The organism is Granulicella sp. 5B5, from assembly GCF_014083945.1.
Classification (GTDB): domain Bacteria; phylum Acidobacteriota; class Terriglobia; order Terriglobales; family Acidobacteriaceae; genus Granulicella.
In genome coordinates this window covers 202,538-228,975 of the sequence record NZ_CP046444.1, presented here as the reverse complement: position 1 = coordinate 228,975, position 26,438 = coordinate 202,538, and the positions used below count along the sequence as shown (strand labels likewise).

Annotated in this window: 25 protein-coding genes; 13 read left to right on the top strand and 12 right to left on the bottom strand. The window is 62.9% G+C overall.

Going from position 1 to position 26,438, the window contains the following annotated elements:
* Window positions 1–51 precede the first annotated feature (51 nt).
* The 3 genes from GOB94_RS00910 (at window position 52) to GOB94_RS00900 (ending at window position 2,649) form a co-directional block, all read left to right on the top strand.
* The gene (locus tag GOB94_RS00910; protein ID WP_220464968.1) at window positions 52–1,170 is read left to right on the top strand and encodes an alkene reductase; all 1,119 of its coding nucleotides are present in this window, start codon (window positions 52–54) and stop codon (window positions 1,168–1,170) included.
* Between the two features lie 205 nt (window positions 1,171–1,375).
* Entirely contained in the window at window positions 1,376–2,194 is an 819-nt protein-coding gene (nikC, locus tag GOB94_RS00905) for a nickel transporter permease (protein ID WP_182277092.1), read from the top strand.
* Window positions 2,194–2,649: a metallophosphoesterase family protein gene (locus GOB94_RS00900; protein ID WP_182277091.1), complete on the top strand. Its 456-nt coding sequence runs from the start codon at window positions 2,194–2,196 to the stop codon at window positions 2,647–2,649. Before nikC ends, GOB94_RS00900 begins: the two co-directional genes overlap by 1 nt.
* 124 nt (window positions 2,650–2,773) lie before the next feature.
* Here the strand turns inward: GOB94_RS00900 and GOB94_RS00895 are convergent, their stop codons facing one another.
* A complete protein-coding gene (locus tag GOB94_RS00895) occupies window positions 2,774–3,586 on the bottom strand; it encodes a hypothetical protein (protein ID WP_182277090.1) in 813 nt (270 codons plus the stop codon).
* Window positions 3,587–3,607: 21 nt separating this feature from the next.
* Entirely contained in the window at window positions 3,608–4,546 is a 939-nt protein-coding gene (locus GOB94_RS00890; RefSeq protein ID WP_182277089.1) for an ABC transporter permease, read from the bottom strand.
* 278 nt (window positions 4,547–4,824) lie between these two features.
* On the opposite strand from GOB94_RS00890, the gene GOB94_RS00885 reads away from it, so the two are divergent.
* Window positions 4,825–5,556 (top strand): M15 family metallopeptidase, encoded by a 732-nt coding sequence (locus GOB94_RS00885; RefSeq protein ID WP_182277088.1) that lies wholly within the window; start codon window positions 4,825–4,827, stop codon window positions 5,554–5,556.
* A 335-nt stretch (window positions 5,557–5,891) separates the two neighbouring features.
* Here the strand turns inward: GOB94_RS00885 and GOB94_RS00880 are convergent, their stop codons facing one another.
* From GOB94_RS00880 to thrC, 8 genes are all read right to left on the bottom strand, one after another.
* On the bottom strand, window positions 5,892–6,500 hold the full coding sequence (locus GOB94_RS00880; RefSeq protein WP_182277087.1) for a class I SAM-dependent methyltransferase: 609 nt from the start codon (window positions 6,498–6,500) through the stop codon (window positions 5,892–5,894).
* Window positions 6,501–6,781: 281 nt separating this feature from the next.
* The gene (locus GOB94_RS00875) at window positions 6,782–8,404 is read right to left on the bottom strand and encodes a M28 family peptidase (RefSeq protein ID WP_182277086.1); all 1,623 of its coding nucleotides are present in this window, start codon (window positions 8,402–8,404) and stop codon (window positions 6,782–6,784) included.
* A gap of 161 nt (window positions 8,405–8,565) precedes the next feature.
* Window positions 8,566–9,960, bottom strand: coding sequence for a hemolysin family protein (locus GOB94_RS00870; protein WP_182277085.1), 1,395 nt, complete (start codon window positions 9,958–9,960; stop codon window positions 8,566–8,568).
* A gap of 121 nt (window positions 9,961–10,081) precedes the next feature.
* On the bottom strand, window positions 10,082–10,429 hold the full coding sequence (gene trxA / locus GOB94_RS00865; protein WP_182277084.1) for a thioredoxin: 348 nt from the start codon (window positions 10,427–10,429) through the stop codon (window positions 10,082–10,084).
* Window positions 10,430–10,559: 130 nt separating this feature from the next.
* Window positions 10,560–11,327: a TIGR03435 family protein gene (locus GOB94_RS00860; protein ID WP_182277083.1), complete on the bottom strand. Its 768-nt coding sequence runs from the start codon at window positions 11,325–11,327 to the stop codon at window positions 10,560–10,562.
* Window positions 11,328–11,353: 26 nt separating this feature from the next.
* Window positions 11,354–12,265, bottom strand: a complete 912-nt coding sequence (gene thrB / locus GOB94_RS00855; RefSeq protein WP_182277082.1) for a homoserine kinase — start codon at window positions 12,263–12,265, stop codon at window positions 11,354–11,356.
* 101 nt (window positions 12,266–12,366) lie between these two features.
* Window positions 12,367–13,302 carry an aldo/keto reductase gene (locus GOB94_RS00850; RefSeq protein ID WP_182277081.1) on the bottom strand — a complete coding sequence of 312 codons (936 nt, stop codon included), beginning with the start codon at window positions 13,300–13,302 and terminating at the stop codon, window positions 12,367–12,369.
* A 78-nt stretch (window positions 13,303–13,380) separates the two neighbouring features.
* Complete coding sequence (thrC, locus tag GOB94_RS00845; protein ID WP_182277080.1) at window positions 13,381–14,781, bottom strand: threonine synthase; 1,401 nt, start codon at window positions 14,779–14,781, stop codon at window positions 13,381–13,383.
* 101 nt (window positions 14,782–14,882) lie between these two features.
* Here thrC and modA point away from each other — a divergent pair, with 101 nt between their 5' ends.
* From modA to GOB94_RS00830, 3 genes are read left to right on the top strand one after another with little or no spacing between them, the layout of a single operon-like run.
* Window positions 14,883–15,605 (top strand): molybdate ABC transporter substrate-binding protein, encoded by a 723-nt coding sequence (gene modA, locus GOB94_RS00840; RefSeq protein ID WP_255484128.1) that lies wholly within the window; start codon window positions 14,883–14,885, stop codon window positions 15,603–15,605.
* A 3-nt stretch (window positions 15,606–15,608) separates the two neighbouring features.
* Window positions 15,609–16,304, top strand: coding sequence for a molybdate ABC transporter permease subunit (gene modB, locus GOB94_RS00835; protein ID WP_346265633.1), 696 nt, complete (start codon window positions 15,609–15,611; stop codon window positions 16,302–16,304).
* Between the two features lies 1 nt (window position 16,305).
* Window positions 16,306–17,001, top strand: a complete 696-nt coding sequence (locus GOB94_RS00830; RefSeq protein ID WP_255484367.1) for an ATP-binding cassette domain-containing protein — start codon at window positions 16,306–16,308, stop codon at window positions 16,999–17,001.
* An 8-nt stretch (window positions 17,002–17,009) separates the two neighbouring features.
* Here GOB94_RS00830 and GOB94_RS00825 read toward each other — a convergent pair whose 3' ends face one another.
* Window positions 17,010–18,068: a UDP-N-acetylmuramate dehydrogenase gene (locus GOB94_RS00825; RefSeq protein WP_182278340.1), complete on the bottom strand. Its 1,059-nt coding sequence runs from the start codon at window positions 18,066–18,068 to the stop codon at window positions 17,010–17,012.
* A gap of 267 nt (window positions 18,069–18,335) precedes the next feature.
* On the opposite strand from GOB94_RS00825, the gene GOB94_RS00820 reads away from it, so the two are divergent.
* The 4 genes from GOB94_RS00820 (at window position 18,336) to GOB94_RS00805 (ending at window position 22,107) form a co-directional block, all read left to right on the top strand.
* Window positions 18,336–18,761, top strand: a complete 426-nt coding sequence (locus tag GOB94_RS00820) for a BrxA/BrxB family bacilliredoxin (protein ID WP_182277078.1) — start codon at window positions 18,336–18,338, stop codon at window positions 18,759–18,761.
* Between the two features lie 349 nt (window positions 18,762–19,110).
* Window positions 19,111–19,971, top strand: a complete 861-nt coding sequence (locus tag GOB94_RS00815) for a helix-turn-helix domain-containing protein (RefSeq protein WP_182277077.1) — start codon at window positions 19,111–19,113, stop codon at window positions 19,969–19,971.
* A gap of 232 nt (window positions 19,972–20,203) precedes the next feature.
* Complete coding sequence (proC, locus tag GOB94_RS00810) at window positions 20,204–21,055, top strand: pyrroline-5-carboxylate reductase (RefSeq protein ID WP_182277076.1); 852 nt, start codon at window positions 20,204–20,206, stop codon at window positions 21,053–21,055.
* Window positions 21,056–21,129: 74 nt separating this feature from the next.
* Window positions 21,130–22,107, top strand: a complete 978-nt coding sequence (locus GOB94_RS00805; RefSeq protein WP_255484126.1) for a COX15/CtaA family protein — start codon at window positions 21,130–21,132, stop codon at window positions 22,105–22,107.
* Between the two features lie 119 nt (window positions 22,108–22,226).
* Here GOB94_RS00805 and GOB94_RS00800 read toward each other — a convergent pair whose 3' ends face one another.
* Window positions 22,227–22,646: a hypothetical protein gene (locus GOB94_RS00800; protein WP_182277075.1), complete on the bottom strand. Its 420-nt coding sequence runs from the start codon at window positions 22,644–22,646 to the stop codon at window positions 22,227–22,229.
* Between the two features lie 231 nt (window positions 22,647–22,877).
* Between GOB94_RS00800 and ppk1 the strand changes: the two genes are divergently transcribed.
* A complete protein-coding gene (gene ppk1 / locus GOB94_RS00795; protein ID WP_182277074.1) occupies window positions 22,878–25,148 on the top strand; it encodes a polyphosphate kinase 1 in 2,271 nt (756 codons plus the stop codon).
* A gap of 257 nt (window positions 25,149–25,405) precedes the next feature.
* A complete protein-coding gene (gene pdxS / locus GOB94_RS00790; protein ID WP_182277073.1) occupies window positions 25,406–26,413 on the top strand; it encodes a pyridoxal 5'-phosphate synthase lyase subunit PdxS in 1,008 nt (335 codons plus the stop codon).
* Window positions 26,414–26,438: the final 25 nt, after the last annotated feature.

Genomic DNA, 26,438 nt, shown 5'->3' with positions numbered 1-26,438 from the left:
GCTCTATGTGAAGCTGGCGATTTGACCGGCTCTCCGATGGAAGGAACTGATGTGACGGACAAGATATGGCTTCCCCTGTTTTCCCCTGTTCGCATGGGCTCGCTGGAGCTACGCAACCGGATTGTGATGGCTCCCTTGACGCGGATGCGGGCGGACAACCCGGAGCACGCACCGACACAGCTCCACGCGGAGTACTACGCACAGCGTGCCGATGCCGGCCTCATTATTGGTGAATGCACTGAAGTAAGCGCGCAGGGCTATGGTTGGGCCGACACTCCGGGGCTGTGGAGTGTCGAACAGGTGAAGGGCTGGCGCACCGTGACGGACGCTGTCCATCGCAAAGGCGGCCTGATGTATGCCCAGCTATGGCATACCGGCGCCATGTCACATCCGGAGTTCTTTTCGGGTGAGCTTCCGGTCTCCGCGTCGGATGTCAATCCCGAGCAGGAGAGCGTTACCCCGAGCGGACGCAAACCTACAGTCGCGCCCCGTGCGATGACCAAAGCGGAGATTCGCCAGACAGTAGCGGACTTCGGCCAGGCCGCCCGAAACGCGCTGGAGGCAGGGTTCGATGGCGTGCAGATCCAGGCCAACTACCTGTACCTGATTGCGCAGTTTTTGAGCAGTGGCAGCAATCGCCGCACCGATGAGTATGGCGGCTCGACCGAGAACCGCGCGCGGATGCTGTTTGAGATTACAGACACTGTGCTGCAGTATGTCGAGCCGGGCCGCGTGGGCGTCAAGATCGGGCCTATGCACCTGGCAGGCCCCTTTGCGGCCAACGACGACACGCTGCCGGATATGGAATATGTCTTCAGGAAACTTGACGGCTACGGCCTTGCGCATCTCCTGCTGATGGGGGCGAACACGGATGTATCCGGCAGCCCGTTGCAGGAGCTTGCGGGGGACGGCATGTTCCGCCACTTCCGGCCCTTGTATCGCGGGCATGTCATTGCGAACGTAGACATGACGGCTGAGCGAGGTAATCGCCTGCTGGAGCTGGGACTCGTCGATTCGGTTGCGTTTGGCCGGCCGTTTATCGCGAACCCCGATCTTGTGAGGCGATTGCAGCAGAAGGCCTCTCTGAATGAGATCGACTGGCCGACTGTGTACGCGGCCGGGCCCGAAGGCTATACGGACTACTCCGTGACGGAACCGCAGGCCGTGTGACGCAGGCGCGGCCTCGTGATGAAGAGCCTCAAGAGGGAACGCTCGATGAGCGATCCCTCTTCCCTGTTGGTGAGGTTGCGGCTGTTGATGCCCCTTGCGGGCGGTCGCAGAGAGGAATCGACAGCAAGACACCCTATGATGAAGATCAATGACGAAATGGGGTGAGACCAGCAGTGGCGCAAACGATGATTGAGCTGGGCCGAGGATGAGACGGAACCGGTTGGCCTTGGCGGGCCTGATTCTGCTGGGAGTATTTGCGCTGTGTGCGCTGCTGGCACCGTGGTTGGCGCCGCATGATCCGGCGAAGCTGAACCTGGGCGCGCGGCTGCTGCCGCCGAGCGCGGCGCACTGGTTTGGCACGGATGAGCTGGGGCGGGATGTGTTTTCGCGAGTGCTGTACGGGGCGCGGGTGTCGCTGACGGTGGCGGTGGCCGTGGTGGCGGTGTCGCTGACGCTGGGGCTGGTGTTTGGGATGGCGGCGGGGTTTTATGGCGGGTGGATCGACACAGTGGTGAATGTGTATGTGTCCAATGCGTTTTTGGCGCTGCCGGGGATTCTGCTGGCGGTGGCGTTTGTGGCGTTCCTGGGGCCGAGTCTGGTGAACCTGATCCTTGCGCTGGCGCTGGCGAACTGGGTGAACTATGCTCGGTTGGTGCGGGCGCAGGTGATGAGCGTGAAAGAGCGTGAGTTTGTGCAGGCGGCCCGGTCGCTGGGAGCGACGAACCTGCGGCTGATGACGCGGCATATTCTGCCGAACATTGTGCAGCCGCTGCTGGTGCAGGCGGCGGTAGGAATGGCGAGCGCCGTGCTGGCGGAGGCGACGCTGAGCTTTCTGGGGCTGGGGGTGCAGCCTCCGACGGCGACGTGGGGAGCGATGCTCAATGATGCGCGGTCGCACCTGTTCGAGTCGCCGTACCTGGTGTTCTTCCCTGCCATGGCGGTGGCGCTGTGTGTGCTGGCGTTCAACCTAGTGGGCGATGGGTTGCGGGATGCGCTTGATCCGAGGAGCAGGACGGAGGTGTGATGGTTGTTGGGGTGATCTCGGATACGCATGGGCTGCTGCGGCCGGAGGCTCTGGAGGCGCTGCGGGGGGTGGAGCATATTCTTCATGCCGGAGATGTGGGGAGCTTCGACATTCTGGAGCGGTTGAAGGTGATTGCGCCGGTGACGGCGGTCCGCGGCAATGTGGATACGCATGGAGCTTGTGCGGAGCTGCCGGGGACGGAGATGGTGGAGCTGGATGGGTGCTATGTGTACATGGTCCACGCGCGGGAGTGGATGGACATTGTGCCGAAGGCGGCTGGGGTGGGGCTGGTGGTGTATGGGCACTCGCATGAGCCGGGGGTGGAGCGGCGCGATGGCGTGGTGTACTTGAACCCGGGGAGCGCTGGGCCGAGGCGGTTCAAACTGCCGGTGTCGGTGGCGCGGGTGAGGATCGACGATGGGGTGGTTGAGGCGGAGATTGTGGAGCTGGGGTAGTTCGCTCAAAGCATGGGCGGAATAAAAGCAGGTCTCTCCACTACGCCAAACGATGAAGCCGTTTGGCTCCGGTCGAGATGACACATCTTCTTTGAGCGATGAAAGCTCTACAGATGCGCGAAAACTAGGTGGTGGCGGGGCTGGGGACGCGGGGGAGAGACTTTTTGCGGTGCTGCTCTTCGGGGACGTCGGGGGCGGAGATGGGGTGCGCTGGGGTTTTCTGCCAGCCGAAGGTGACGGTGGCGAGGATGTTGGTCATGCGCTGGTCGATAGAGAGGATTTGCTGGGTGGAGATGGGTTGGGCGCCGGAGGACTCGGAGCAGAAGGTGTTCATGGCGAGGTCGAAGCGGTAGCAGGAGTGCTTGTGCCAGGCTGTGTAGACCTCGTCGCGGGCCTCGATGCAGATGCGGCCGTGCTCGTCGTGGCCGTGGGTGAAGGGCATGCCGGCGATGTCCTGGACGTCCTTGCGGATGTTGGGGTCGGTGGAGCTGGTGACGGGAGTAGAGGCCGGTGCGGTGTCGGAGGGGTCGGGTGTGGGGCCGGCGGGAAAGTTGGCCTGGGCGGCGCACTCGGCATCGGTGGTGTGGGGCTCGATGGAGAAGTAGAAGAGCGCGCCGGCGAGGGTGGAGTATGGGAAGGGATTGAAGTCGAGCATGGCGATGCCGCGGAGCTGGGCGGTGGGCGGAGCGGAGCGGGCGTCGAGGTGAAAGGTGCTGACCTCACCGTCTTTGCGGGAGAGCTCCCAGCCGCGTGGGACGGTGAAGCGGACCTTGTCGTGCTTGTCGACGAAGGTGCTCTCGGTGGCGCCGGAGGGCTCGGTTGTGGGGACGGGCGTGGGTTGTTTGTAGGCAGGCTTGGGGTGCTGCGCGGCGGCCGTGATGGCAGCGAAGAGAGTCAATGCGAGGACAGCAGTGATGCAGGCGCGACGTTGGATCATGGGATGTGTCTCTGAGGTGAATTATCGTCTCATGCGGGGGTCGGCGAGGGCGTACAGGGAATCAGTGAAGAGGTTGACGGCGACGTAGGTGAGCCCGATGGCAAGGATGCAGCCCTGGACGAGCGCGTAGTCGCGGTTGGAGATGGCGGAGAGCGTGAGCCGGCCGAGGCCGGGCCAGGAGAAGATGGTCTCTGTGACGATGGCGCCGGAGAGAAGTGAGCCGAACTGCAGGCCCAGCACGGTGAGAACCGGGTTGAGCGCGTTGCGGAGGGCGTGGCGGTAGACGACGGTGCGCTCGGGCAGGCCCTTGGCGCGGGCGGTGCGAATGTAGTCCTGCGAGAGCTCTTCGAGCATGGAAGTGCGAACCATGCGGGTGAGGATGGCAGCCATGCCGAGGCCGAGCGTGACCGCAGGCAGGATCAGGTGGACGAGGAAGCTGACGCCGCCGGTGCCTGCGCCGGAGACGGGCATCCAGCCGAGCGAGATGGCGAAGAGCACGATGAGGATGGGGCCAAGGGCGAAGTTGGGGAACGAGAGACCAAAGAGGCTGACGACGCCGAGGGTGCGGTCGGTGAGCCGGTTCTGGCGGCGGGCGGAGGCGACGCCGGCTGGGATGGCGAGGAGGGCTCCGAGGATTGTGGCCGCGACGGTGAGCGCGAGGGTGTAGGGATAGCGTTGCAGGATGAGGTGCAGGACGGAGTCATGCAGGCGAAGCGATTGGCCGAGGTTGCCGTGGAGGAGGCCGGCCCAGTAGTGGATGTACTGGGTGAGCAAAGGCTGGTCGAGGCCGTAGCTGTGGCGGAGCGCGGCGATGTCGGTAGCGGTCGCGCCGTCGCCGAGCATCTGCACGATGGGGTCGCCGGGGACGATGTGGATCAGCAGGAAGACGACGGTGACCACGAGCCAGATGACAGGCAGCGTGATGACGACGCGAGTAAGGATGCGGCGGAGCGAGGACATTTCCCGAACTCAGGATACATGGGGAGGTGGAACTTGATGGGAGCCCCTGGTTAGTTTTGCTGGAGTAGCCTTTGGTTGGAGCGAATGGGTAGGACGTGAGCTGTTACTGGCATGGGCGTTTTGGAGCGTTATTCTCCAAAAATTCCAAAGCAATATCCCACTTGTCGAGTGCACAGGCTCTGGTTTGCCGGCGATTCCGGCGATCAGGATATTTACCAGCGGAGCGGAACTCGTTTATGGTCGTTCTTGTAATTCAGACAAGAAACCGGTGGTCAAGAATGATTCGATCCCGCACGCTTAAATTCATCGCTATGGCATTCTGGGCACCACTCTGCCTGAGTGCACAGAATAAATCCCTCGAGCCCGCGATCTCATCTCTCCCTGCCGAGATGAAGGTGGCAATGACCGGAAAGTCCTGGAAACAGGGCTGCCCGGTTTCGCTCGACGATTTAGCTCTCGTTCGCGTGACGTATTTGGGACTCGATGGCTTGGCGCACGAGGGCAAGCTGGTCGTGAACAAACAGATCGCCGAGGATGTGGTGTCGGTTTTTGGCGATCTCTACAAAGCACGTTTTCCCATACGGAAGATTGGGTTCTGGGACGATTACGGTGCGGGGGTCTATGCGGAACAGAACATCACAGTTGGGTTTTACTGCGAGAAAGCGGACGATGCGCCAACAGAGTGGAGCAGCCACGCGTATGGCATGGCAATCGACATTAACCCATTCTTGAATCCGTTTCTCGATTTGCAACACAAGTGGTGGCCACTGGCCGCGGCCTCCAATGTTCCTCGTGACCGGACACCCGGTAAGGTATCGACTGACTCCGCGGTATTTGCGATCTTCACACGGCACGGCTGGGCCTGGGGAGGTTTTGACGCAGGTGTTCCGGATTACATGCACTTCACGAAAGTCACCGTGGGGGACGGGGCGAGGATGGACAGGCCCTACATTGTCACTGGCCTAAAATATGTGCCCAACGGCGCTACGGAACGCGCTCAACCCAAGTGACCTTGGCCCTACGCCAAAGCCTGTGGCTGCGAGGCGAGCCCATAGCTGCCGCCATGCCGTCACCTCCAGGAACGCGAAGAACCAGCACGACATCAGAACAATAACGAGATCCAGAGTGACAGGATCGCGGGAACAGGCAAAGGGCCCACGCAGAGCCCTCGATATCAGCGTGCGTGGTGAACGCTCGGGATCGGCACATAGCGCCGGGGCACTCGCCGAATTCGGATCGCTCCCGTAAGGTCGTCTTATCGTCAGTGATGCTCAACATTCGGAACCGCATTGATAAGGACCAATCTCAAAGGCTGGAGCCCCGTGAATCGTCAGATCAGAGAAAGCTATTGCAATTGCGCAAGCCATATCGTTCGCCCGAAACAGCTGTAATCCTCTGGCGAGTGGAACACGACGGCGAAGCCCTGCTCCGCAAGCAATTGGCGGTACTCAGCGGCGGCGAAGCTCGCGTGGTAGAGCGGGTCTCCTTCTAGCTGCCCGACAATCTCACCATGGGATGGGCCAGATGTAAACATCAGTGCGGTGCCCGGTGCGGCATGTGCCCGAAACATCTGAAACATCTTCCGTTGGTCAGCATGGTTTAGATGAAAGAGGCTATCCCACGCGAGGACACCGCGAAATGTTTCCGGAAGACAGAGCGTCCGCATATCTGCTACCACTGCACGCTGTGAGGGCAGACGAGCCTGAAACATCCGTGCCATCGCAGGCGAGGAATCAACGCCCGTGACAGCATGCCCACATTGGGTCAAATAACGTGCGATTGGTTCTCCAACGCCACAGCCGCAATCGAGAATCGAAGCGACCTTCGGAAGAAGCGCACAGAAGCGATCCAACCATTGCTTCTCATAAAGAGTGCTCTCCGCTAATCGAGATTGAACCCAGGCATCTGCATGACGCTCATAGAGATCAATGATGTCTTCGGATTCGATACTCATGCGGGAATCATAAAGCAGGATTTGTCCTTATAAATCGGTTTATCGGAAGTTACTCGAACTGGAACATAGAGATGACGAAGAGCCCGAGGTGCCACCCTTGTCTGACGCGGATTATGAGACTCGTAACGAATGGCAATCCTCCCTCAGGCGCCAAAGCCCCATTTGCCTTGGAGGCTGTTTCCGGCACGGCTGAAGCCGTGCCCTTTCAGAGTAAGGGCTCGATCAGAGGGTGGCTTTGATCAGAAAGTGGACTTGATCAAAGCCATCCCCGGATGCTTGCTCTACTTCTTGGTGGGTTCGGGGGTTGGGATGCGCGGGAGCATGTCCGGCCGGGTGGCTGCGTTGTAGGCGAACCAGGCTTCGATCATGGAGCCCTGCTCGACATCGTCCTTCTGGACACGGTCGTACAAATCCATGTTGGAGTGGTGAGTGCGGGAGCCGTACTCCAGCGGGTCCTGCATAAAGCCTATGCCGTCGAGGCCGATCCAGGAGAAGCTGGTGGAGTCGGTGCCGCCGGGCTGCAGGGTTGGGCCCTGGTGCAGGCCTGTTACAGCAATGAGGCCGGAGTCCTTGATGGCTTCAGGGGCGATCCAAGAGCGGAAGATCTCCGCAAGCTCTGCGTTGCCGAGGGCGGAGACACCACGGAACCGGCCTGAACCGGAGTCGTCGTTGAAGTAGACATCGAGGTTCTTGTACTCGGGCGTCTGGACCATGGTGTCGCGGGGGGCGAAGTGGGTCTGCACATAGGCCAGCGAGCCGTAGAGGCCCTCTTCTTCCCCGCCCCAGAGAGCGACGCGAACGGTGCGGGCCATGGGCTTGTGCAGCGTAGTTAAGATGCGCACGGCTTCCATCGCGACGGAGGAGCCGGTGCCGTTGTCGGTGGCGCCGGTGCCGCCCTGCCAGCTGTCGAAGTGACCGCCGACCATGACGACTTCATCGGGCTTGGTGGTTCCGGGGATTTCGCCGACTACGTTCAAACCCATGAGGTCTTTCTTCTGATACTCGGTCTGGATGTCGAAGGTGAGTTTTGGCGTGATGCCGTGCTGGATGAGGCGGACGACGCGGTTGTACTGCTCGGGCGTAATGGCTGCCATGGGCGGCCCGACGGGGTCTTTGGGGTCCTGCGAGCCGCCGTAGGAGGCGAAGATGGTGCCGCCATCGCCGTTGTAGCCGGGGGTGATGGCGACAAGCGCGCCTTCTTCTTTGAGGAAGGTGTTGACCTCGTTGCGCAGGATGCGGCCAGTGGGCGCGGCCGTGGAGAGCGTTGCGGGGGTGTATTCGCCGGGCTTGGGGGCGTTGGCTCGGCCACGGCGGGCGCCGCCAAAGCCGTTGCCGTTAACACGTGCCTGGATCTCCTCATCGGTCAGGCGTTTCGCGTCGGGTTCCGTGTGCATGGCGAGCTCGCGCGGATCGAAGATGAGGACGATCTTGCCCTTGAGCTTGCCGTGGTATTTGGCGAAGTCTTCCTTGGAGTGGAGTGGTGCAAAAACGGCGTCGGCGGTGACGGGGCCATTGGTGCTGGGAGTCCATGCGAGGGGGAAGCCGATGAGCGCGGCGTAGGCAGGGGTTTCGAGAGCGCCGTAGTACTTCTTGATCTGCCAGCCGTAGCCGAAGGGACCCCACTCTTCAATGTGGACGTTCTTGAGGCCCCAGTCTTTCATCTGCTTCATGGCCCACTCGGCGGCGGCGCGGTGGTTCGGGCTGTTGGTGATGCGCGGGCCGTAGACCTCCGAGATGTAGAAGAGGTTTTCCATCACCTGTGAGTGCTGGTAGGCCTCGGTCTTGATCTGTGCGAGGGTGTCGAGATCAACTTTGTCGCCGCCTTGTTGTTGCGCGGGTGAAGCTGAGACGAGCAGCAGCGCCATTGCCGTGACGGCTGCCTGCCCGGAGCGGAGCAGATTCATAGAGAGTCTCGCTTTCCAAGAAGAAAGTGGTGATGAAGAGATGGAGATGCCATGAGGTAGCAGCGTGGCACGCTGTCCCAGGAACTCTTTGCGTTGCGCGATGGTATCAAGCTAACGAATTCGCAATGACAACGCAACACCGAACTGATGATGGGTCGGTGCTACGCTTCGACCTCGGCGAGGAGTGTTTCGTGGTCTGCGTCGTGGAGCGGGTCGACGCGAATTTGGGCGATGCGCTTGCCTTCCATGCGGACGACGGTGAAGCGGCGGCCTTCGAAGTCGATGGACTCGTTTTCGCGGGGAATGTGACCGAAGTGGACGAGGAGGAAGCCGGCGAGTGTTTCGACGCCGTTCTCGCGGGGGAAGCGCCAGCGGAGCTGCGTGACGAGATCGCGGAGACTGGCGGTGCCGTCGAGGAGGAGACCGCCGCCGGCTGCGGGTAGCGGGAGGTTGCGGCCGGTGTCGAACTCGTCTTCGAGCTCGCCGACGACCTGCTCGAGGACGTCTTCGGCGGTGACGAGGCCGAGGGTGGAACCGAACTCGTCGACGACGATGGCGATCTGGCGGCGGCGCTGCTGGAACTCTTCGAGGAGCTCGACGGCGCGCTTGGTTTCGGGGATGAGGAGGACGTCGCGCATGACCTGACGCAGTGTGATGCCGGAGGGCTGCTTGTTGCCGAGTCCCTGGGCGACGCTGCGGAAGTGCATGAGGCGCGAGACATCCTTGGAGTAGACGACGCCGATGATGTGGTCGCGGCCACGGGTGGGGTCATAGACGGGGACGCGGGAGTGCTGCTCTTCTACGATGCGGGCGCTGGCGGCTTCGAGCGTGAGGTCGGCGGGGAGCGAGAAGACCTTGCCGCGGGGAGTCATGATCTCGGAGGCGGTGACCTGATTGAGCTCGATGGCGCGGTGGATCATCTCCTCCTGCAGGGATGGCAGGACGCCGGAGCGGCGGCTGGCGGTGGCCATGAGCTTGAGTTCTTCCGGGGAGTGCGCGGAGGACTCGCCGCTGAGCGGGGCGCGGAAGAGGCGCAGGACGAGCGCGGCGGAGATGTTCATCAAGCGCACGGCGGGGCGCGTCATGCGGATGAAGACATCGACAGGGCCGGAGACGGCGAGGGCGAGGCGCTCGGCGCGCTGAAGGGCGAGGGATTTGGGGACTAGCTCGCCGAGGAGTACCTCAAAGTAGGTGATGAGGGCGAAGGCGATGATGACGGAGATGATGTGCGTGTAGAGCAGCGCGTGGACTCCGATGCCGGGGAGCCAGGTGAGGCGGGCGATGGTGCCGACGAGGGCGTCGGCGAGCGCGGGTTCGCCGATGCCGCCGAGAGCGAGCGAGGCGAGGGTGACGCCGAACTGCACGGCGGGGAGGACTTCGTCGATGTGTCGCTTGAGCTGGAGGGCGGTGCGGGCGCCGGGACGGTTGAGCAGAATAAGCTGCTCGATGCGGGTTTCGCGGACGCTAACGAGGGCGAACTCAGCAGCCACAAAGAAGCTGTTCGCCAGAATGAAGAAGGCGATCAGGCTTCCGTGAACGAGAATCCACTCCAGCATGGTCAGGGGTCAGTTTAGCATCGTGCGTCGAGCGACGCAGCAGATGCGAACTGATACTGCGAGGCCCGCCGATGGTGCGGGCGGGCCCTCGCGAAATGCCGTAATTTGTGCAGGATCGAGCTTAGACTGCAACCGTTGCACCAAGGACGCGCTTAAGAGCGCCGTCGATGTGCTCCTTGGGGACGAAGCCCACAATCTGCTCCGCCACCTTGCCGCCCTTGAAGACGAGCAGTGCGGGGATGCCGCGGATGCCGAAGCGGCCAGCGGTGGCCGGGTTGGAGTCAACGTCCATTTTGAGGACCTTGAGCTTGCCGGCGTAGTCGGCTGCGACCTCATCGACAACGGGAGCGAGCGCGCGACACGGACCGCACCAGGCCGCCCAGAAGTCGACGAGTACTGGGGTCTCGGATGCGAGAACGGTGGCGTCGAAGCTGGCGTCGGTTACGGCGCCTACGAGGTTGCTTGCCATGATTTTGTTTCTCCTCACTGCCGGAAGTGAAGCTACCGGCTAAACACACACCATGATAGATGCAGAACGGTGGAAAACGATGCGGGCACCAAAAGGAGGAGGTATCCAGACGGCTTCAAACGGTTCAACGCTAGTTTACGGAGGGCTTCTGAATGCTGTCGATGACCAAGTAGTCTACCGGGCCCTTTTGAGGTTGAAGGCGCAGCCCGAGCTGCTCTTTGAGTGCGTCGTAGATGGATGGGCGATCGTCCGGCGGGGCGCCGGAGTCCTCGCGGGAGACGTCCGGAGGACGGACTGGCCGGAAGGAGAGGTTGAAGTCGTAGTTGCCTTTGAGCCCGGTCTCGTCAACGACGGGGCGGGCGTCGTCCTGGAGCTGCTGGCCGAGGAACCAACAGAGGTAGGGCATCGGAACCCTGCGCCCGACGAATCCGTTGGCGGCAAAGTTGACGGGGATGTTGTAGTCCTGCGGGCTGTCGTTGGGCTTCATCTTGAGCCCCGCGGGGTCGACGGAGAGGGCGTAGACGTTGCCCTGCTTGGTTTCGATATGGAACTTGAGGTTGAAGCGGTCGGCGAGCAGGCTCTGGAACATGGCGTGGAGGTCTTCGACGCTGTAGGCGTGGTCGGCCTTGGCCTCGATATCGAAGCGCTCGGTGTTCAGCCAGTCAGGGGCACCTTTGATCTGCCGCATGGGGATGCGGTACATGAGGCTGATCATGATTTTGACGGGCATGTTCTGCGCGATGTAGCCGTAGCCGCCGGGCAGCGGCTTGATGCCACCGTTGAGAGTGTCGGCTTTAGAGGCGCGGATGGAGGCGACCTCGAAGGTGAGGCGCGTCTGTGCGTACGCGGTCGAAGCGAGCGCGAGAGCGATCAGGAAGAGCGGGAGACGACGGGTCACGGGGCCTCCTTGCGGATGCTTTGACTCTACAGGATCGCGGTGGTTGCGCCGGGAGCTATGCGGAGGGAAAGAATTTCGACGGCGGGATCGAGGATGGCGCGGAGACGGGTTTCGGCGGCGAGTGGGGTGGTGTCTTCGGCGAGGAAGATGAGGACCGAAGGGCCTGCGCCGCTGAGGGCGATGCCTGCGAGTTCGGGCTCCGCGGCGAGTGGGAGAAGCTGCTTGAGGAGTGGGCAGGCCTCGGCTCGGTAGGGCTGGTGGATGCGGTCCTGCATGGCGGTGCGGAGGAGATCGAGGCGGTTCTGTGCGAAGGCAGCGACGAGGAGTGAGGCGCGCTGGACGTTGAAGACGGCGTCGGCTTTGCTGTAGGTGTCGGGCAGGAGCGCGCGAGCCTTTTTCGTTGCGAGCGAGGTGGGCTGCAGGGCGAGCAGAATCTGCCAGGTGGGGTCGCCGGGGAAGGTTGCGGTGAGGACTTCTCCGCTGTCTTCGCCGGAGACGGTGAAGCCGCCGAGCCAGCAGGCGGCGACGTTGTCGGGATGGCCTTCGAGCCGGTTGGCTTCGGCGAGGATGCCGTGGTCGCCGAGAGCGAGGCTGCCGAAGTGGTCGGCGAGGGCTACACCGGCGAGGAGTGCGGCGGCGGATGAGCCGCAGCCCATGCCAAGAGGGATCTCGTTGTGGAGCTTGAGATGGAGCGGGAGAATCGGATGGTTGTGACGGGTGAGGATGTCGCGGTAGGTGTCGAGGATGAGGTTGTTGTCGAGCGCTGCGCAGAGATCGGCGTCGCGTCCGGTGGCGTCGACGGCGAAGGCTGCGGCGAGGTGTGCCTCGACGGTGAGGTGCATGGAGAGTGCCAGGCCCGCCGCGTCGAAGCCGGGGCCGAGGTTGGCGGAGGTGGCCGGGAGTGTGAGGCGGATGGCGGGCTGGGTGGTTCTGCTCAAAACTTCCCTCAGAGGCTAAAGCCCCGATTCTTATCTGCCGGCTACGGCACGGCAAAGCTGTGCCCCTGCAAAGCACGGCTGCGTATGGATGAGGTACTCGGCTAGGTCCACTCCGGGAACTGGCTCCGGTTGGCATCCAGGGCTGCGATTCTGCGCATGTCGTCGGCGTCCAGCGAGAAGTCGAAGATGGCCAGGTTTTCGCGGCGGTGTTCCGAGTTGGACGATCGCGGAATGGCAATCACACCACGCTGATGGTGCCAGCGCAGAACAGTTTGCGCGACCGTTCTGCTGTGCTTTTTGCCGATCTCTTGGAGCACCGCGTTCGTAAAGAGTCCGTTGCGCCCCTCCGCGAAGGGAGCCCAAGCTTCCATGTGCACGCCTTGGGCAGGCAGGGATTGAGACAGGTCCATCTCCTGGAAGAAGGGATGTGTTTCCACCTGATTGATGGCTGGCTTTGTCTTCGCATTTGCGGTCAGGCTGGCCATCTGCGCGTCATCGAAGTTACTTATGCCGATAGCCTTGATCTTTCCGGCGGCGTTGAGCTCTTCCATCGCACGCCACGAACCTTGCACGTCGCCGCGAGGACGGTGGATCAGATAGAGATCGAGGTATTCGAGCTGGAGCTTATCGAGCGTGGTCTGGAAGCCGCGCTTTGCCGGTTCATAGCCGGCATCGTCGACCCAGAGCTTGGAGGTGACGAAGAGATCCTTACGGTCGATTCCGCTCTTTTTGATCCCGGCGCCTACGGCTTCCTCATTCTGGTAGACCTTCGCGGTGTCGATGAGCCGGTAGCCGGCCGCGATGGCATCGGCGACGCTTTCCGTGCAGAGATCGCCGCGCAGACTGTAGGTGCCGAAGCCCAGCATGGGCATCATGACGCCGTTGCCAAGCCGCACATGCGGTATGGAAGGCTGTTTTTGAGGAGAAGCCCAACCGGCGCGATCCAATGCGAGTGCGCCAGCAGCTAGTGCGCCTGTCTTGATCACCGCGCGCCGGCTGATCGCACCTTGTGCTCTGTCCTGATTGCGATTCGTCATATGCTTTCCCTCTTGGAGAGGATTGATGTGCATTCCCGGTGACGTTTTTACGCGCGCCGTGGATACATTGGATGCTTTCTATACGGATTGCGGGGTGGCTGCAACCTGGTCGAGAGTGCGGAGGATCGTGTCCGCGTTGGCGTCGAGGATGAGGGGTTCGCGGCGAAGCTGGTTGTAGTGAGCGGCTTCGGTGGCGGACATCTCGGCGAGTTCTGCCTTGTTGAGGAGTTCGCCGCGATGGAAGTCGATGGTGTACTGCGAGTCCTTGAGCGTGTGGCCGGTAAGAAGCAGGACGGCGGTCTCTTCCCTGCCGACGCGGCCATCGGCGACGAGTTTTTTGAGGCCGGCGAGCGTGACGGCAGAGGCGGGTTCGCAACCGATGCCTTCGGCGCCCACCTCGGCCTTGGCAATGGCGATCTCGCGTTCGGAGACCTGCTCGACCCAGCCGCCGGTGGAGGCGATGACGCGGACAGCCTTCTTCCACGAGGCAGGGTTGCCGATGCGGATGGCGGTGGCGCGGGTCTCGGCGGTGACGGGCGAGAGCGAGGTGCCGCCGTTCTCCTGGATACTGCGGTAGAGCGGGTTGGCGCCCTGGGCCTGGATGACGGAGATCTTGGGAGTGCGACGGATGAAGCCGAGGTGCTGCATCTCCGCAAAGCCCTTGCCGAGCGCGGAGCAGTTTGCGAGGTTGCCGCCGGGGACGATGAGGTGGTGCGGGACCTGCCAGTCGCACTGCTCGAGGATCTCGAAGGCGGGGGTCTTCTGGCCTTCGAGGCGGTAAGGGTTGACGGAGTTGAGGAGGTAGATCGGGGCGCGCTGGACGATCTCTGTGAGAACGCGGACGCAGCCGTCGAAGTCGGTCTTGAGCTGGACGGTGGTTGAGCCGTAGTCGAGGGACTGCGAGAGTTTGCCCCAGGCGATCTTGCCTTCGGGGATCAAGACGAGCGAGCGCAGACCGGCGCGCGCGGCGTAGGCAGCCATGGCGGCCGAGGTGTTGCCGGTGGAGGCGCAGGCGACCCACTGGTAGCCTCCGGCGACGGCGGCGGAGAGCGCGGCGGTCATGCCGGTGTCTTTGAAAGAGCCGGTGGGGTTCATGCCCTGGTGCTTGGCGAGCAGCCAGTTGAGGCCGAGGGCAGCGGCTGAGCGCGGCATCTCGTAGAGCGGGGTGTTGCCCTCGCGCAGGGTGACGATCTGGTTGTCGGCGACGATGGGCAGGAGGTCGCGGAAGCGCCAGACGCCGGACTGGTCGATGGCGAGCGTGGAGGTGCGGCGCTCGGCCCAGAGGTACTTGAGCGCGCCGGGATTAGGACGGTTGGTCGGGGCGTCAGCGGAGGCAGGGGCCGATTCGCTCCAGGGGTACTCTATCTCAAAGAGATCGTTGCACTTGCGGCAGCGGAAGTTGCTGGCCGCCTGGGCGGAGTTGATGCGGTCGCCACATCCGGTGCATCGTAGGAGATGTGAGGGAACCGTTGACGACATTGCAGATTGCGCGCTCATCCTGGGGTACGTGTCACTTCCGTTCGTTTCTACTAGAGTACCGTACCCGCGCGTGGCGAGGCGTGCTCGGGCTGGTTCTGGTTTTGATTGCTGGAGTTGCGGTGGGCGCGCAGGCGCAGACGGAGCTGCATGTTGCCGCGGCTTCGGACCTGCAGCCGGTGCTGCCGACGCTCGCGGCGGAGTATGAGAAGCAGACCGGGGTGAAGGTGGTGCCGTCGTTTGGGTCGTCCGCCGTGCTGGCACAGCAGATTACGAATGGCGCGCCGCAGGATGTGTACCTGTCGGCGGATACGGTGCATCCGGCGCAGCTGGTGAAGGCTGGGCTGGCGTTGGACCTGCAGACCTATGCGCGTGGTGTGCTGGTGGTGTGGGCGCGGAAGGACTCGCCTGCGCAGCCGGTTTCGGTGAACTCGTTGACGAGCGACAAGGTGAGCAAGATTGCGGTGGCGAACGATGCTCATGCGCCCTACGGAGTGGCTGCGACAAGCGCATTGAAGGCGCTTGGGCTCTATGACAAGGTGAAGCCGAAGCTGGTGGTGGGCGAGAACATTGGGCAGACGGCGCAGTTTGTGCTGACGGGCAATGCGCAGGTGGGGCTGATCTCCCTGACGATCGCGAGCTCGCAGGCGTACAAGTCGGCGGGCTCGTTTGTGCCGGTGCCGCGGGTGTATGGGGAGATCAAACAGAGTGGCGCGGTCGTTGCGGCGTCGAAGCAACAGGCGGCGGCGAAGGCTTTCCTGGCGTGGCTGACGAGCGATGCTGTACAGAAGCAACTGCCGGGGTTTGGGCTCGACCCTGCGAAGTAACGGGTGGCTCAGGCTAGACTGGTCAGCGTGATGGATACCTCCGCGCTTTGGCTGACGCTGCGACTGGCAGGGCTTACGACGCTGTGCCTGCTGGTGTTGGCGACTCCACTGGCGTTGTGGATTGCTAGTAGGAAGAGCGTATTGCGGCAAGTTGTTCAAGCAGCGGTTGCGCTGCCGCTGGTACTGCCGCCGACGGTGCTGGGCTACTACCTGCTGGTGGGCATGGGGCCGGCGACTGGGGTTGGGCGGCTGCTGGTGCGGGTGATTGGGCATCCGCTGGCGTTTACGTTTGGGGGGCTGCTGGTGGGGTCGATACTGTACAGTCTTCCATTTGCGGTGCAGCCGCTGGTGGTGGGGTTTGCAGGTGTTGACCGGGGTGTGGTGGAGACGGCGCGGGTGCTGGGGGCGTCGCCGTGGGTGCTGTTCAGGCGGGTGCTGCTGCCGCTGGCGAAGAGCTCGTTTGTGACGGCGGCGGTGCTGACGTTCGCACATACGCTGGGCGAGTTCGGCGTGGTGCTGATGATCGGCGGCGACATTCCGGGAGTGACGCGGACGTTGTCGATCTCGATCTATGACCTCGTAGAGGACATGAAGTATGGGGCGGCGAGCCGGACGGCGCTGGCGCTGGTGGCGTTGTCGTTTGTGGCGTTGCTGGTGCTGTATGGGCGGTCGGCGCGAAGGGGGCAAGAGATTGGCTGAGGTGCACCATGAGCTGCGAGTAGCGGGGCAGCACGGCGCGGTGCGGCTGGATGTCGACCTGGCGTTCAGTGCGCCGTGGACGGTGATCTTTGGGCCGTCGGGCAGCGGAAAGAGTACGCTGCTGCGAGCGATGTGCGGGTTGCTGCCGGGGCTGGAGGTGCGGTTTCGGCGGCGCGAAAGCGGTGTGTGGAGCGATGTAGCGGCGCTGCCTGTGCATGAGCGTGGGATTGCGTATGCGGCGCAGGGGGCTGCAGTGTTCCCTCACCTTTCGGTGCAGGAGAACGTGGGGTTTGCCCTGCGCAGCCGTGGGTTGCGGGATGCGGTTGCAGTGGATGAGGCGGTAGAACTGTTCGTGCTCGGCGGCGTACTGGAGCGGAGGCCGAGGGAGCTTTCGGGCGGCGAGCAGCAGCGGGTGAGCCTGGCGCGGGCGTTTGCTGTTCCGGGGGCGAAGCTGATACTGCTGGACGAGCCGTTTACGGGCGTCGACCGGAGGATGCGTGATGGGATGCTGGAACGGATGCGCGAACGGTCGGAGCGGCTGGGCGTTCCGGTCGTCTCTGTGACGCACGATGTGGAGGAGGCTTTGCGGCTGGAGGCTGAGGTGGTGCGGCTGGAGGCTGGGCGCGTAATGGCGCGCGGAGCAGCTCGGAATGTGCTGTATGAAGAGCGCGAGCGGATGCGCGAGGTGATCGGCTAGCGTCTTCTCTAGCCGATGAGGACGGGTTCGCGTTCGAGGGTGATTCCGAAGCGTTCGCGAACGGTGGCAATGATGTGGTTCTGGAGGCGTTCGATATCGGCGAAGGTTGCGCCTCCGCGATTGATGAGGGCGAGCGTGTGGCGTGAGGAGATGCCTGCGGCGCCGTCGATGAAGCCTTTGGTGAAGCCGGCGCGTTCGAGGAGCCAGGCTGCGGGGAGCTTGATCTGGTTGTCGGTAGCGGCCCAGTGTGGGATGGTGCTCGCTTCTATATCGACTGCGGTCGCGATGCGGTCGATTGTTTCCGATGCGACGATTGGGTTTTTGAAGAACGAGCCTGCGCTGCGGCAGTCGGGGTCGCCGGGGACCAGCAACATGCCTTTGGAGCGGCGGATCTCGCGGACGGCGGTGGCGACTTCGTTAAGCGTAGGTTGTGGCTGGTTGGCGAAGCGGCGTTGCAGGTCGGCGTAACGAAGGCTTGGAGCACCGTTGGGTGTGAGCTGGAAGGTGACGGCGGTGACGATGTAGCGGCCGGGTTCTCCGCCTTGTGCTGCTGGGCGGTTGAAGAGGCTGGCTCGGTAGGCAAAGTGGCAGTCCTGCGCGGTGAGCGTGGTGAAGCAACTGGTGGTGCGGTCGAAGGCACGAACAGCGGTGATGGTTTCGGCGACCTCCTGCCCGTAGGCGCCGACGTTCTGGACGGGCGTGCCGCCGACGAGGCCTGGGATGCCGGCGAGGCACTCGATGCCAGCGAGGTTGCGGGTGACGGCGTAGTCCACGAAGGCGTCCCAGGGTTCGCCGGCGGCGGCGGTGAGCTGGCTGTTTACGCCTTTTACGCCTTCGGTGATGCCGCGGAGGGCGATCTGGAGGACCAGGCCGTTGAAGCCGGTGTCGCGGATGAGGAGGTTGCTGCCGCCGCCGAGGATGAAGACCGGGAGTTCACGTTCCGCGGCCCAGGTGAGGGCTTCGGGGATGTCGGACTCGTGCTCGACGAGGGCGAGGTAGCGGGCCGGGCCGCCGATGCCGAAGGTGGTGAGCGGGGCGAGCGGCTGGTGTTCGCGGATCGTGAGCATCGGGTTCAAGGATATACGCTTGGCAACTCTTCCCTCCGGGGCTAAAGCCCCTGTCTTCAAAAGGTGGCAGTCATGGACGGGCTGAAGCCCGTCCCCTTCAAAGCTGGCCACCGCTTCACTTCCTGCTGGGCCGGTTCCTGCAAAGCTCGATGGACCGTGCCTCCGTTTGTTTGGTTGCATCGTTTGGGAGCACGTACAATCTAAGAGACGAAGGTTTCGATGTCTATCGAAGTATCCATAGTTGAAGCACCCAAGGAGAACAGGCTTATGTACCCAGAGTTGATGGTGATTCCGATGCGCGAGGAGCTGACCAAGGCCGGCATCGCAGAGGCGCGGACGGCGGCGGATGTGGATGCGGCGCTGGCTGAGCCCGGCACGACAATGGTGGTGGTGAACTCGATCTGCGGCTGCGCGGCGGGCAAGATGCGTCCTGGTGTGCGGATGGCCCTGCAGGGCAACGTGAAGCCGGACCATGCGATCAGCGTGTTTGCGGGGCAGGACCGCGAGGCGACGGAGAAGGCGCGTGGGTACTTTGGCGGTCATCCACCGACGAGCCCGGCGATTGCGATTCTGCGCGATGGGCAGCTGATCTATCTGATGCAGCGGTCGGCGATCGAGAGCTCGACGGCACCGGCGATTGCGGCGGAGCTGAACCGGGCGTTCGAGGCGTACTGCGCGAAGGCAAACGTCTAAGACCCTCCCCCGTTTTTGGGGCTAAGATCCGCAGCGGATTGGAGTTAAGCTCGTAACCATGCGAGCGGTTACTTTGGTCGCCAGAGAGTCTTTGGCGTCCGTTTTTGGGTTCTGAGTTGCGGGTTTTGGGTTTAAAAGATCGAAAGGCCTGGCTAAACGCCGGGCCTTTTTCTTGCTCACTTTTATTATATCGGGGCTGTCAAGAGGGCTGCGGAACCGGAGAGCTAAACACTGGGCCGGTTCCGCCGATATAGCCGGGATGGGGAGTGATGAACAGGTCCTGAGGTTTGCATCGCATCGGCAGAATGGCTCTGCGGAGGGCGACAGCTCTGCCCTGCTAGGCAGCAGCATGGCGAGCACGCAGTTGCGGTCGCAGATACGGCGGGTGGCGCCGTACTTTCGGAGCCTGTCGCTGACAGGCGAGCCGGGGTGCGGCGAGGAGGCGGTGGCTCGGTTGCTGCACCAGATGTGCCCGGTGCATGAACTGGGGTTTGCGATGGTGCATGCCACCGAGGCCGAGGAGTGGTTTGGCGGCGAGGGTGTGGTCGACTGGCGGGGTGTCGGGCTGCTGTATCTGCCGGAGGCAGAGCGGCTGTCTCGTGCAGCGCAGGAGGGGCTGTTGCGGATGATGCGACAGCATGGGACGCAGACAACGCGGGTGGTGGCGTTTGTGGGGCGCGGGTTGAAGCCCTATATCAGCGCAGGATTCTTTCTGCCGGAGCTGGCTGGATATCTGGCGTCGCTGCGGGTGGCACTGCCGACGCTGCGGGATCGGGCGGCGGACCTGCCGGCGCTGATCCATGACAGGCTGCAGCGGCGCAGGATGGAGCAGGCGGCGGTGGGGCTGCGGACGCGACCAGTGTATGCGACAGACAGCTTTCTGGACGCAGCGGCCGAGCAGGAGTGGCCGGGCAATTTGTATCAGTTGAATGATGTGGTGGACTGGCTGGTGGAGCATCGTGCCGGGGTTCCGCTGGATGCGGAGGACCTTGGTGCGGCGCTGAAGTCCAGCGAGCAGAAGCCCAGGCCGGTTGCGGCGCGGGCGCGGCTGGTGAAGCTGGACCAGATTGTGCAGGAACACATCCGGAACGTGCTGCTGGCTTGCAATGGAAACAAGCTGAAGGCAGCGGAGGTGCTGGGGATCAGCCGGTCGACGCTGTACCGGATGCTGGACGCAGCGGAGGCGGGGCCGTTGTTGTTGGCGGGTTAGAGGTAAACCCCAGGGCTAAAGCCCTTTTTCTTTCCGGGACCGGTTATGAGACCCGAGCCTAAAGGCTCGGGCTACCTGATTTGGGCGGATTACTGGATTTCTGGTGCCCTCCAAGATGCAGGTCTCTCCGCTGCGCAGGACGATGAAACTGTCCTGCTTCGGTCGAGATGACAATTCCTTGGTGGGCGTGAATTCCTCTTGGTGAGGGTGTGTTTGGTAGGCTGGCAGGGACATGAATACTGCGGCGAGCGGGAAGACGACGGGGCATGCACCGGCAGCGATGCGGGTGGCGGTGCTGGGTGCGGGCAAGATGGGCGGCATTCTGCTGCAGGCGTTTTTGCGCAGCGGGCTGTTGACGCCGGAGCAGATTGTCGCGACAGTGGCGCATGAGGGCCGGGCGACGGCGCTGAGTCAGCAGTATGGCGTGATGGTGACGACTGACAACTCGGCTGCTGTGGCGGGCGCGGATGTGGTGCTGCTGGGAGTGAAGCCGCAGCAGATGGGCGATGTGGTGCGCGGGATCGCGGCCGGGCTGAAGCCGGGAGTACTGCTGATCTCGGTTGCGGCGAGCGTGAAGACCAAGGCGATTGAAGAGGCCGCTGGCAAGGACGCCAGCGTGATTCGGGCTATGCCGAATACTCCGGCGGCGCTGGGCGCGGGGATTACGGCGCTGTGTCGCGGGTCGCATGTGACGGATGAGCAGATGACGCTGGCGCAGCGGATCTTTGCGACGGTTGGGCGGACGGTGATCGTGGATGAGAAGCATATGGACGCGGTGACAGGTTTGTCGGGGTCGGGGCCGGCGTTTTTGTACATCATTATTGAGGCGCTGGCGGAGGCCGGCGTGAACGTTGGGCTGCCGCGCGATGTGGCGACTCAACTGGCCGCGCAGACGACGTATGGCGCGGCGAAGATGGTGCTGGAGACAGGGTCGCACCCGGCGCTGCTGAAGGACGAGGTGACGACTCCGGCAGGGTGCACGGTGGATGGGATTCTGGAGCTGGAAGAAGGGGGGCTACGTGTGACGCTGATCAAGGCGGTGAAGCGGGCGACGGAGCGGGCGAGAGAATTGGGCAGAGAGTAGAGGAGCAGAGGAGTAGAAAAAAGGTGGCCTGAGTTGGGATCGCTTTGCTGTGACGGGGGATACGCGGGGTCGGTATGGCGAAGACTACAATCGTGGGTATGGGCGCGATGGTGAATTGGTTGCGGCGTGGGCGTGGGATCAGCGGGTATGCCGCGTTTGTGGTGGGGTTCATGGTGCTGGTGATTGTGGAGGGCGCGGTGGTGCGCGCGACCGGGTCCGGTAATGGGTGCGGGAACCACTGGCCGCTGTGCAATGGAGAGATCATTCCGCATCATCCGCGGATTGCGACGGTGATTGAGTATGTGCACCGGTCGCTGACGGGCGTATGTACGTGGCTGGTGGTGGGGCTGATTGCATGGGTGTTCATGGCGCGGGAGAAGGGCGATATTGCGCGGCGCGCGGTGGTGTGGACCGGAGTGCTGCTGCTGACCGAAGGCGCGCTGGGCGCGGTGCTGGTGAAGGGCGGGTACGTCGAGAACAATGCGTCAACGGCACGAGTGATTGTGCAGGGGATACATTTTTCGAACACCCTGCTGCTGCTGGGCGCGATGACGCTGACGTGGTGGTGGCTGCGTGGCGGTACGGTGATGGCGCTGGAGGGGCGGTCGCGCGTGGTGGCGTGGGTTGCGCTGGCGACGACTCTGCTTGTGGGCGCGACGGGCGCGGTGGCTGCGCTGGCGGACACGCTGTTCCCTTCTCCAGATTTGCAGAGGGGGTTGATGCAGGACTTTGCGGCCCATGCGCCGTTGCTGATCCGGATGCGGTGGCTGCATCCGGCGGCGAGTGTGATTGCGCTGGCGTGCGCGGTGTGGCTGAGTGTAAGTCTGCGGTCGCGAATTGGACGCTGGGTGCTGGGGTTGATTGCACTGCAGATCGTGCTGGGCGTGACCGATGTGCTGCTGCTGGCTCCGACGTGGATGCAGGTGCTGCATCTGCTGGGTGCGGACGCGTACTGGATCGCGCTGGTCGCGGCGTGCTCGGGGGTGTTTGTGGGGGAGGAGCGGAGGCGGATAGCGGTGGGTTCCGAGCCGCTCGCAAGAATGACTGCCTGAGGCCGTGGGGTTCACCAGACGAACCTCAGCGGCTGAAGCCGCGCTGATGCTGCTGTCTGAAGGGGCACGGCTTCAGCTAAAGCCGTGCCCCTTCGAGAGTTCGATCGCTGTTTGACGAGTTAGTTGTGGGGGTTGGTTTCGGCGGGGTGCTCGGGTTTGCCCTGGATCTTGTGGACAACGTGGGTGGTGCCGTTCTCGGTTTTGTGGGCGGCTACTTTGGTGCCGTGAGCGGTGTCGTGCCCGACGGTCTTCGTGCCGTTGACGGTTTTATGGTAAGCAGTCTTGGTGCCTTCATCGGTTTTGTGGGCCGCGACCTTGGTGCCGTGCTCGGTATCGTGGGTGGCGGTCTTCGTGCCGCTGACGGTCTTGTGATAGACCTTTTTGGTGCCGCTGGCGGTGTCGTGGGCTGCCGTTTTGGAGGCGTCGGCGGTGTTGTGGCCGGCGTTCTTGAGGTCCTGGCCGATCTGGGCAAAGGCCGAAGCGCTAAGGGTAAGCGCGGTGGCGAGGGTAAGGGCGGAGAGGGTGCGGATGGGGGTCATGCGATGCTCCTTCGTTCGTGCGGGCTGGAGTACCCTTAGGTACGGCCTATGGGTTTAGGGCTCATGGAGTTAGATGCACGAGAGGCGGTTTGGTTGGCGAAATTGCCGTGGGAGGCGTGTGGCACCGGGAGTTGGGCAACTTGTTGCCGAAACGTCACACTCCTGTGACATGGGCTGGGATAGATTCGTGGCAGTTTCTGCAGATAGATGATTTGAGGGTGTACGAAGGCTATGACGACTCGGAAGCAGACACCTGCGGTGGGGACGGCGGCGGCCGCCGGAGAGGCAACGGTACGGCCAGCGCGTCGCGTCGCCAAGAGCCTGCCGGGCGGGCGGTTTATCAACCGCGATGAGAGCTGGATGCAGTTCAACCGGCGCGTGCTGGAAGAGGCGGAAGATGCGAGCAATCCGCTGCTGGAGCGGGTGAAGTTCCTGGCGATTACGGCGAGCAACCTGGATGAGTTTGTGGAGATCCGGGTGGCGGGCATCCTGCAGAAGATGGAAGAGGAGCTGGGGCTGCCGCAACGGCCGGATGACGGCGGCTTTACCCAGAACGAACGCATGGCGCAGCTGCAGGAGATCCTGCATGGGTTTGCGAAAGACCAGGCGGAGTGCTGGAACAAGAAGCTCGCACCGGCGCTGGGGACCGCAGGGATAAGGATTGTGCAGTGGAAGCAGCTGCGCGAGGCGGACCGGGCGTTCGCGCAACGGTACTTTCATGAGGAGATCGACCCGCTGCTGACGCCGGTGACGCTGGACCCGGCGCATCCGTTTCCGCGGGTGCTGAACAAGGCGCTGTGCCTGGCACTGTTGCTGCGGCATAAGCGCAGAGCTAAGAACGCGACCAGCCCGAAGGTGCTGGGAGTGGTAACGATTCCTCGCGCGCTGCCGACGCTGATCGCGCTGCCGGAGCGCGATGGGCGGCGCGGGTTTTTACGGCTGGAGGACCTGATTGAGGCGCACCTGGAGGGGATGTTCCGGGGGTACAACATTCTGGACCGCGCAACGTTCCGGGTGACTCGAAACAGCAATTTGTACATGCAGGAAGAAGAGAGCCGGTCGCTGCTGGAGACGGTGGCCGAGGAGCTGCACAACCGGCGCAAGGGCGATGCGGTAAGGCTGGAGATTGAGGACGGCGCGAGCGAAGAGATTGTGGAACGGCTGCGCGGGAACTTCGAGCTGGAGCCGTGGCAGGTGTTTCCGACGACGGCGCCGGTGAGCCTGTCACGGCTGTTTTCGCTGTATGGCGCGATCAAGCAGGAGAGCCTGAAGTTTGTGGAGTTCCATGGACGACGGCTGAAGCTGGATAAGAGCCGGAACATCTTTGCAGAACTGCGCAGGGGCGACATTCTGCTGCACCATCCGTATGACAGCTACAACACGGTGGAGGAGTTTATCGAGGCGGGGTCGGGCGATCCGAGTGTGATCTCGATCAAGCAGACGCTGTACCGGACGAGCGCGGACTCGACGATCTTTGGGGCGCTGCGCGAGGCGGCGCAGTCGAAGGACGTGATGGTGGTGGTGGAGCTGATGGCGCGGTTCGATGAGTCGTCGAACATTCGCTGGTCGCGCGAGCTGGAAGATGCGGGCGTGCAGGTGTTCCATGGGATCTTCGGGTACAAGACGCACTGCAAGCTGGCGCTGATTGTGCGGCGGGACTCGGATGGGATTGTGCGGAGCTATGCGCACCTGGGTACGGGCAACTACAACCCGGTGACCGCGAGATTTTATACGGACATCAGCCTGCTGACGTGCCGGCCGGAGGTGACCGAGGCGGTGATGAAGGTGTTCCGCTACCTGACGGCAGAGTGGGAGACAGGGACGGATGCGTATCGTCCGCTGATGGTGGCGCCGGTGACGCTGGCGAAGGATTTTCTGCGGCTGATCGCTCGTGAGACCGAACATGCGAAGGCAGGACGGAAGGCGCGGATTATCGCCAAGATGAATGGGCTGCTGGATGAGCCGACGATCGAGGCGCTGTATACGGCGTCGCAGGCTGGCGTAGAGACTGACCTGATTGTGCGTGGGATGTGCGCGCTGCGGCCGGGTGTGAAGGGGCTGAGCGAGAGGATTCGTGTGCGGTCGATTGTGGGGCGGTTCCTGGAGCATAGCCGGATCTTCTGGTTTGCGAATGGCGGCAGCGAAGAGGTGTTTGCAGGCAGCGCTGACTGGATGGTGCGGAACCTGTATGAGCGTTGCGAGGTGGTCTTCCCTGTCGAGGACGAGGCGGCGAAGCGGCGGCTGCGGGACGAGATCCTGGAGGCGTATTTGCGGGATGACATCAAGGCGCGTGTGTTGCAGCCGGATGGGACGTACAAGCGGGCACAGGTGGAGACGACGAGTGGCGGCAAGAAGAAGGTTTCGGGGATGAGCGCGCAGGACTGGTTCATGCACATCTCGGCGAACCCGGAGATGAGGCTGGGTGCGCAGCAGCCGGAGGCGGTGACACCGAAGGAGCCGGTGAAGCTGGACGCCGAGGCGACGGTGGCGGAAGCGGTGTAGCTGCATCCTGTTGATAGTGTGGTCGCAGGAAGGTGCTGCGTGTGCTGAGCAGGCGCCCTCGAAATACAGGGATCTCTCCGCTACGGCCTGTGGCCTGCGGTCGCGATGACAGGCTTTTACGGTGAGACGAGAAGCTTCTGGGCAGGATGACAGGCTTCCCGGTGAGGTCGTGTCACGGCTGTGTTTCAAAACTGCTAAACTTAGCTTCTGGCGCGGACATTTTCAACTCTTTTCCCGCGCTGCAGGGAGGCTCCACGATGGCACAGCATGTTAACGGCAATGGCTCAAGCAATGGCGCAGGTCTGCGACTGAAGGTCGGGCTGGCTGAGATGCTTAAGGGCGGCGTCATCATGGATGTGATGGACGTCGACCAGGCGGTGATTGCGGAGGCCGCAGGCGCCGTGGCAGTGATGGCGCTGGAACGCGTGCCGGCGATGATCCGGGCGCAGGGCGGGGTGGCGCGCATGTCGCATCCGGGAATGATCAAGGCGATCCAGAAGGCCGTGAGTATTCCGGTGATGGCGAAGGCGCGCATTGGACACTTCGTCGAGGCGCAGGTGCTGGAGACGCTGTCGGTGGACTTTATCGACGAGAGCGAGGTGCTGACGCCGGCGGATGAGCTGCACCACATCGACAAGCATGCGTTCAAGACGCCGTTCGTTTGCGGTGCGAAAGACCTGGGCGAGGCGCTGCGGCGTATTGCTGAAGGCGCGGCGATGATTCGCACGAAGGGCGAGCCGGGCACGGGCGATGTGATCCACGCGGTGAAGCACATGCGGCAGATCACGAGCGAGATGAAGGCGCTGACGGTGCTGAGCGAGCAGGAGCTTTATGCTGCCGCGAAGAACCTGCGCGCACCGTATGAGCTGGTGGTGATGGTGGCGAAGACGGGCAAGCTGCCGGTGCCGAACTTCTCGGCTGGCGGCATTGCGACGCCGGCGGATGCAGCGATGATGATGCAGCTGGGCGCGGAGACGGTATTTGTGGGTTCAGGCATCTTTATGAAGGAAGGCAATATTCGTCTTGAAGTGGGCCGCTACGATGCGGAGGAGGCGAAGCTCTTCGGCGTAAAGGAAGGCGAGTTCAAGAATCCGGAGGAGCGCGCGGAGGCGGAGAGCCGAGCGAAGGCGATTGTGCTGGCGGCGACGCACTACAACGATCCGGCGATCATTGCGCAGGCCAGCGAAGACTGCCTGGGCGCGATGAAGGGGCTGGCCGTGAGCGCGATCGAAGACGCCGACATGATGCAGCATCGCGGCTGGTAACAACATTCCGAATGGAACGGAGGCT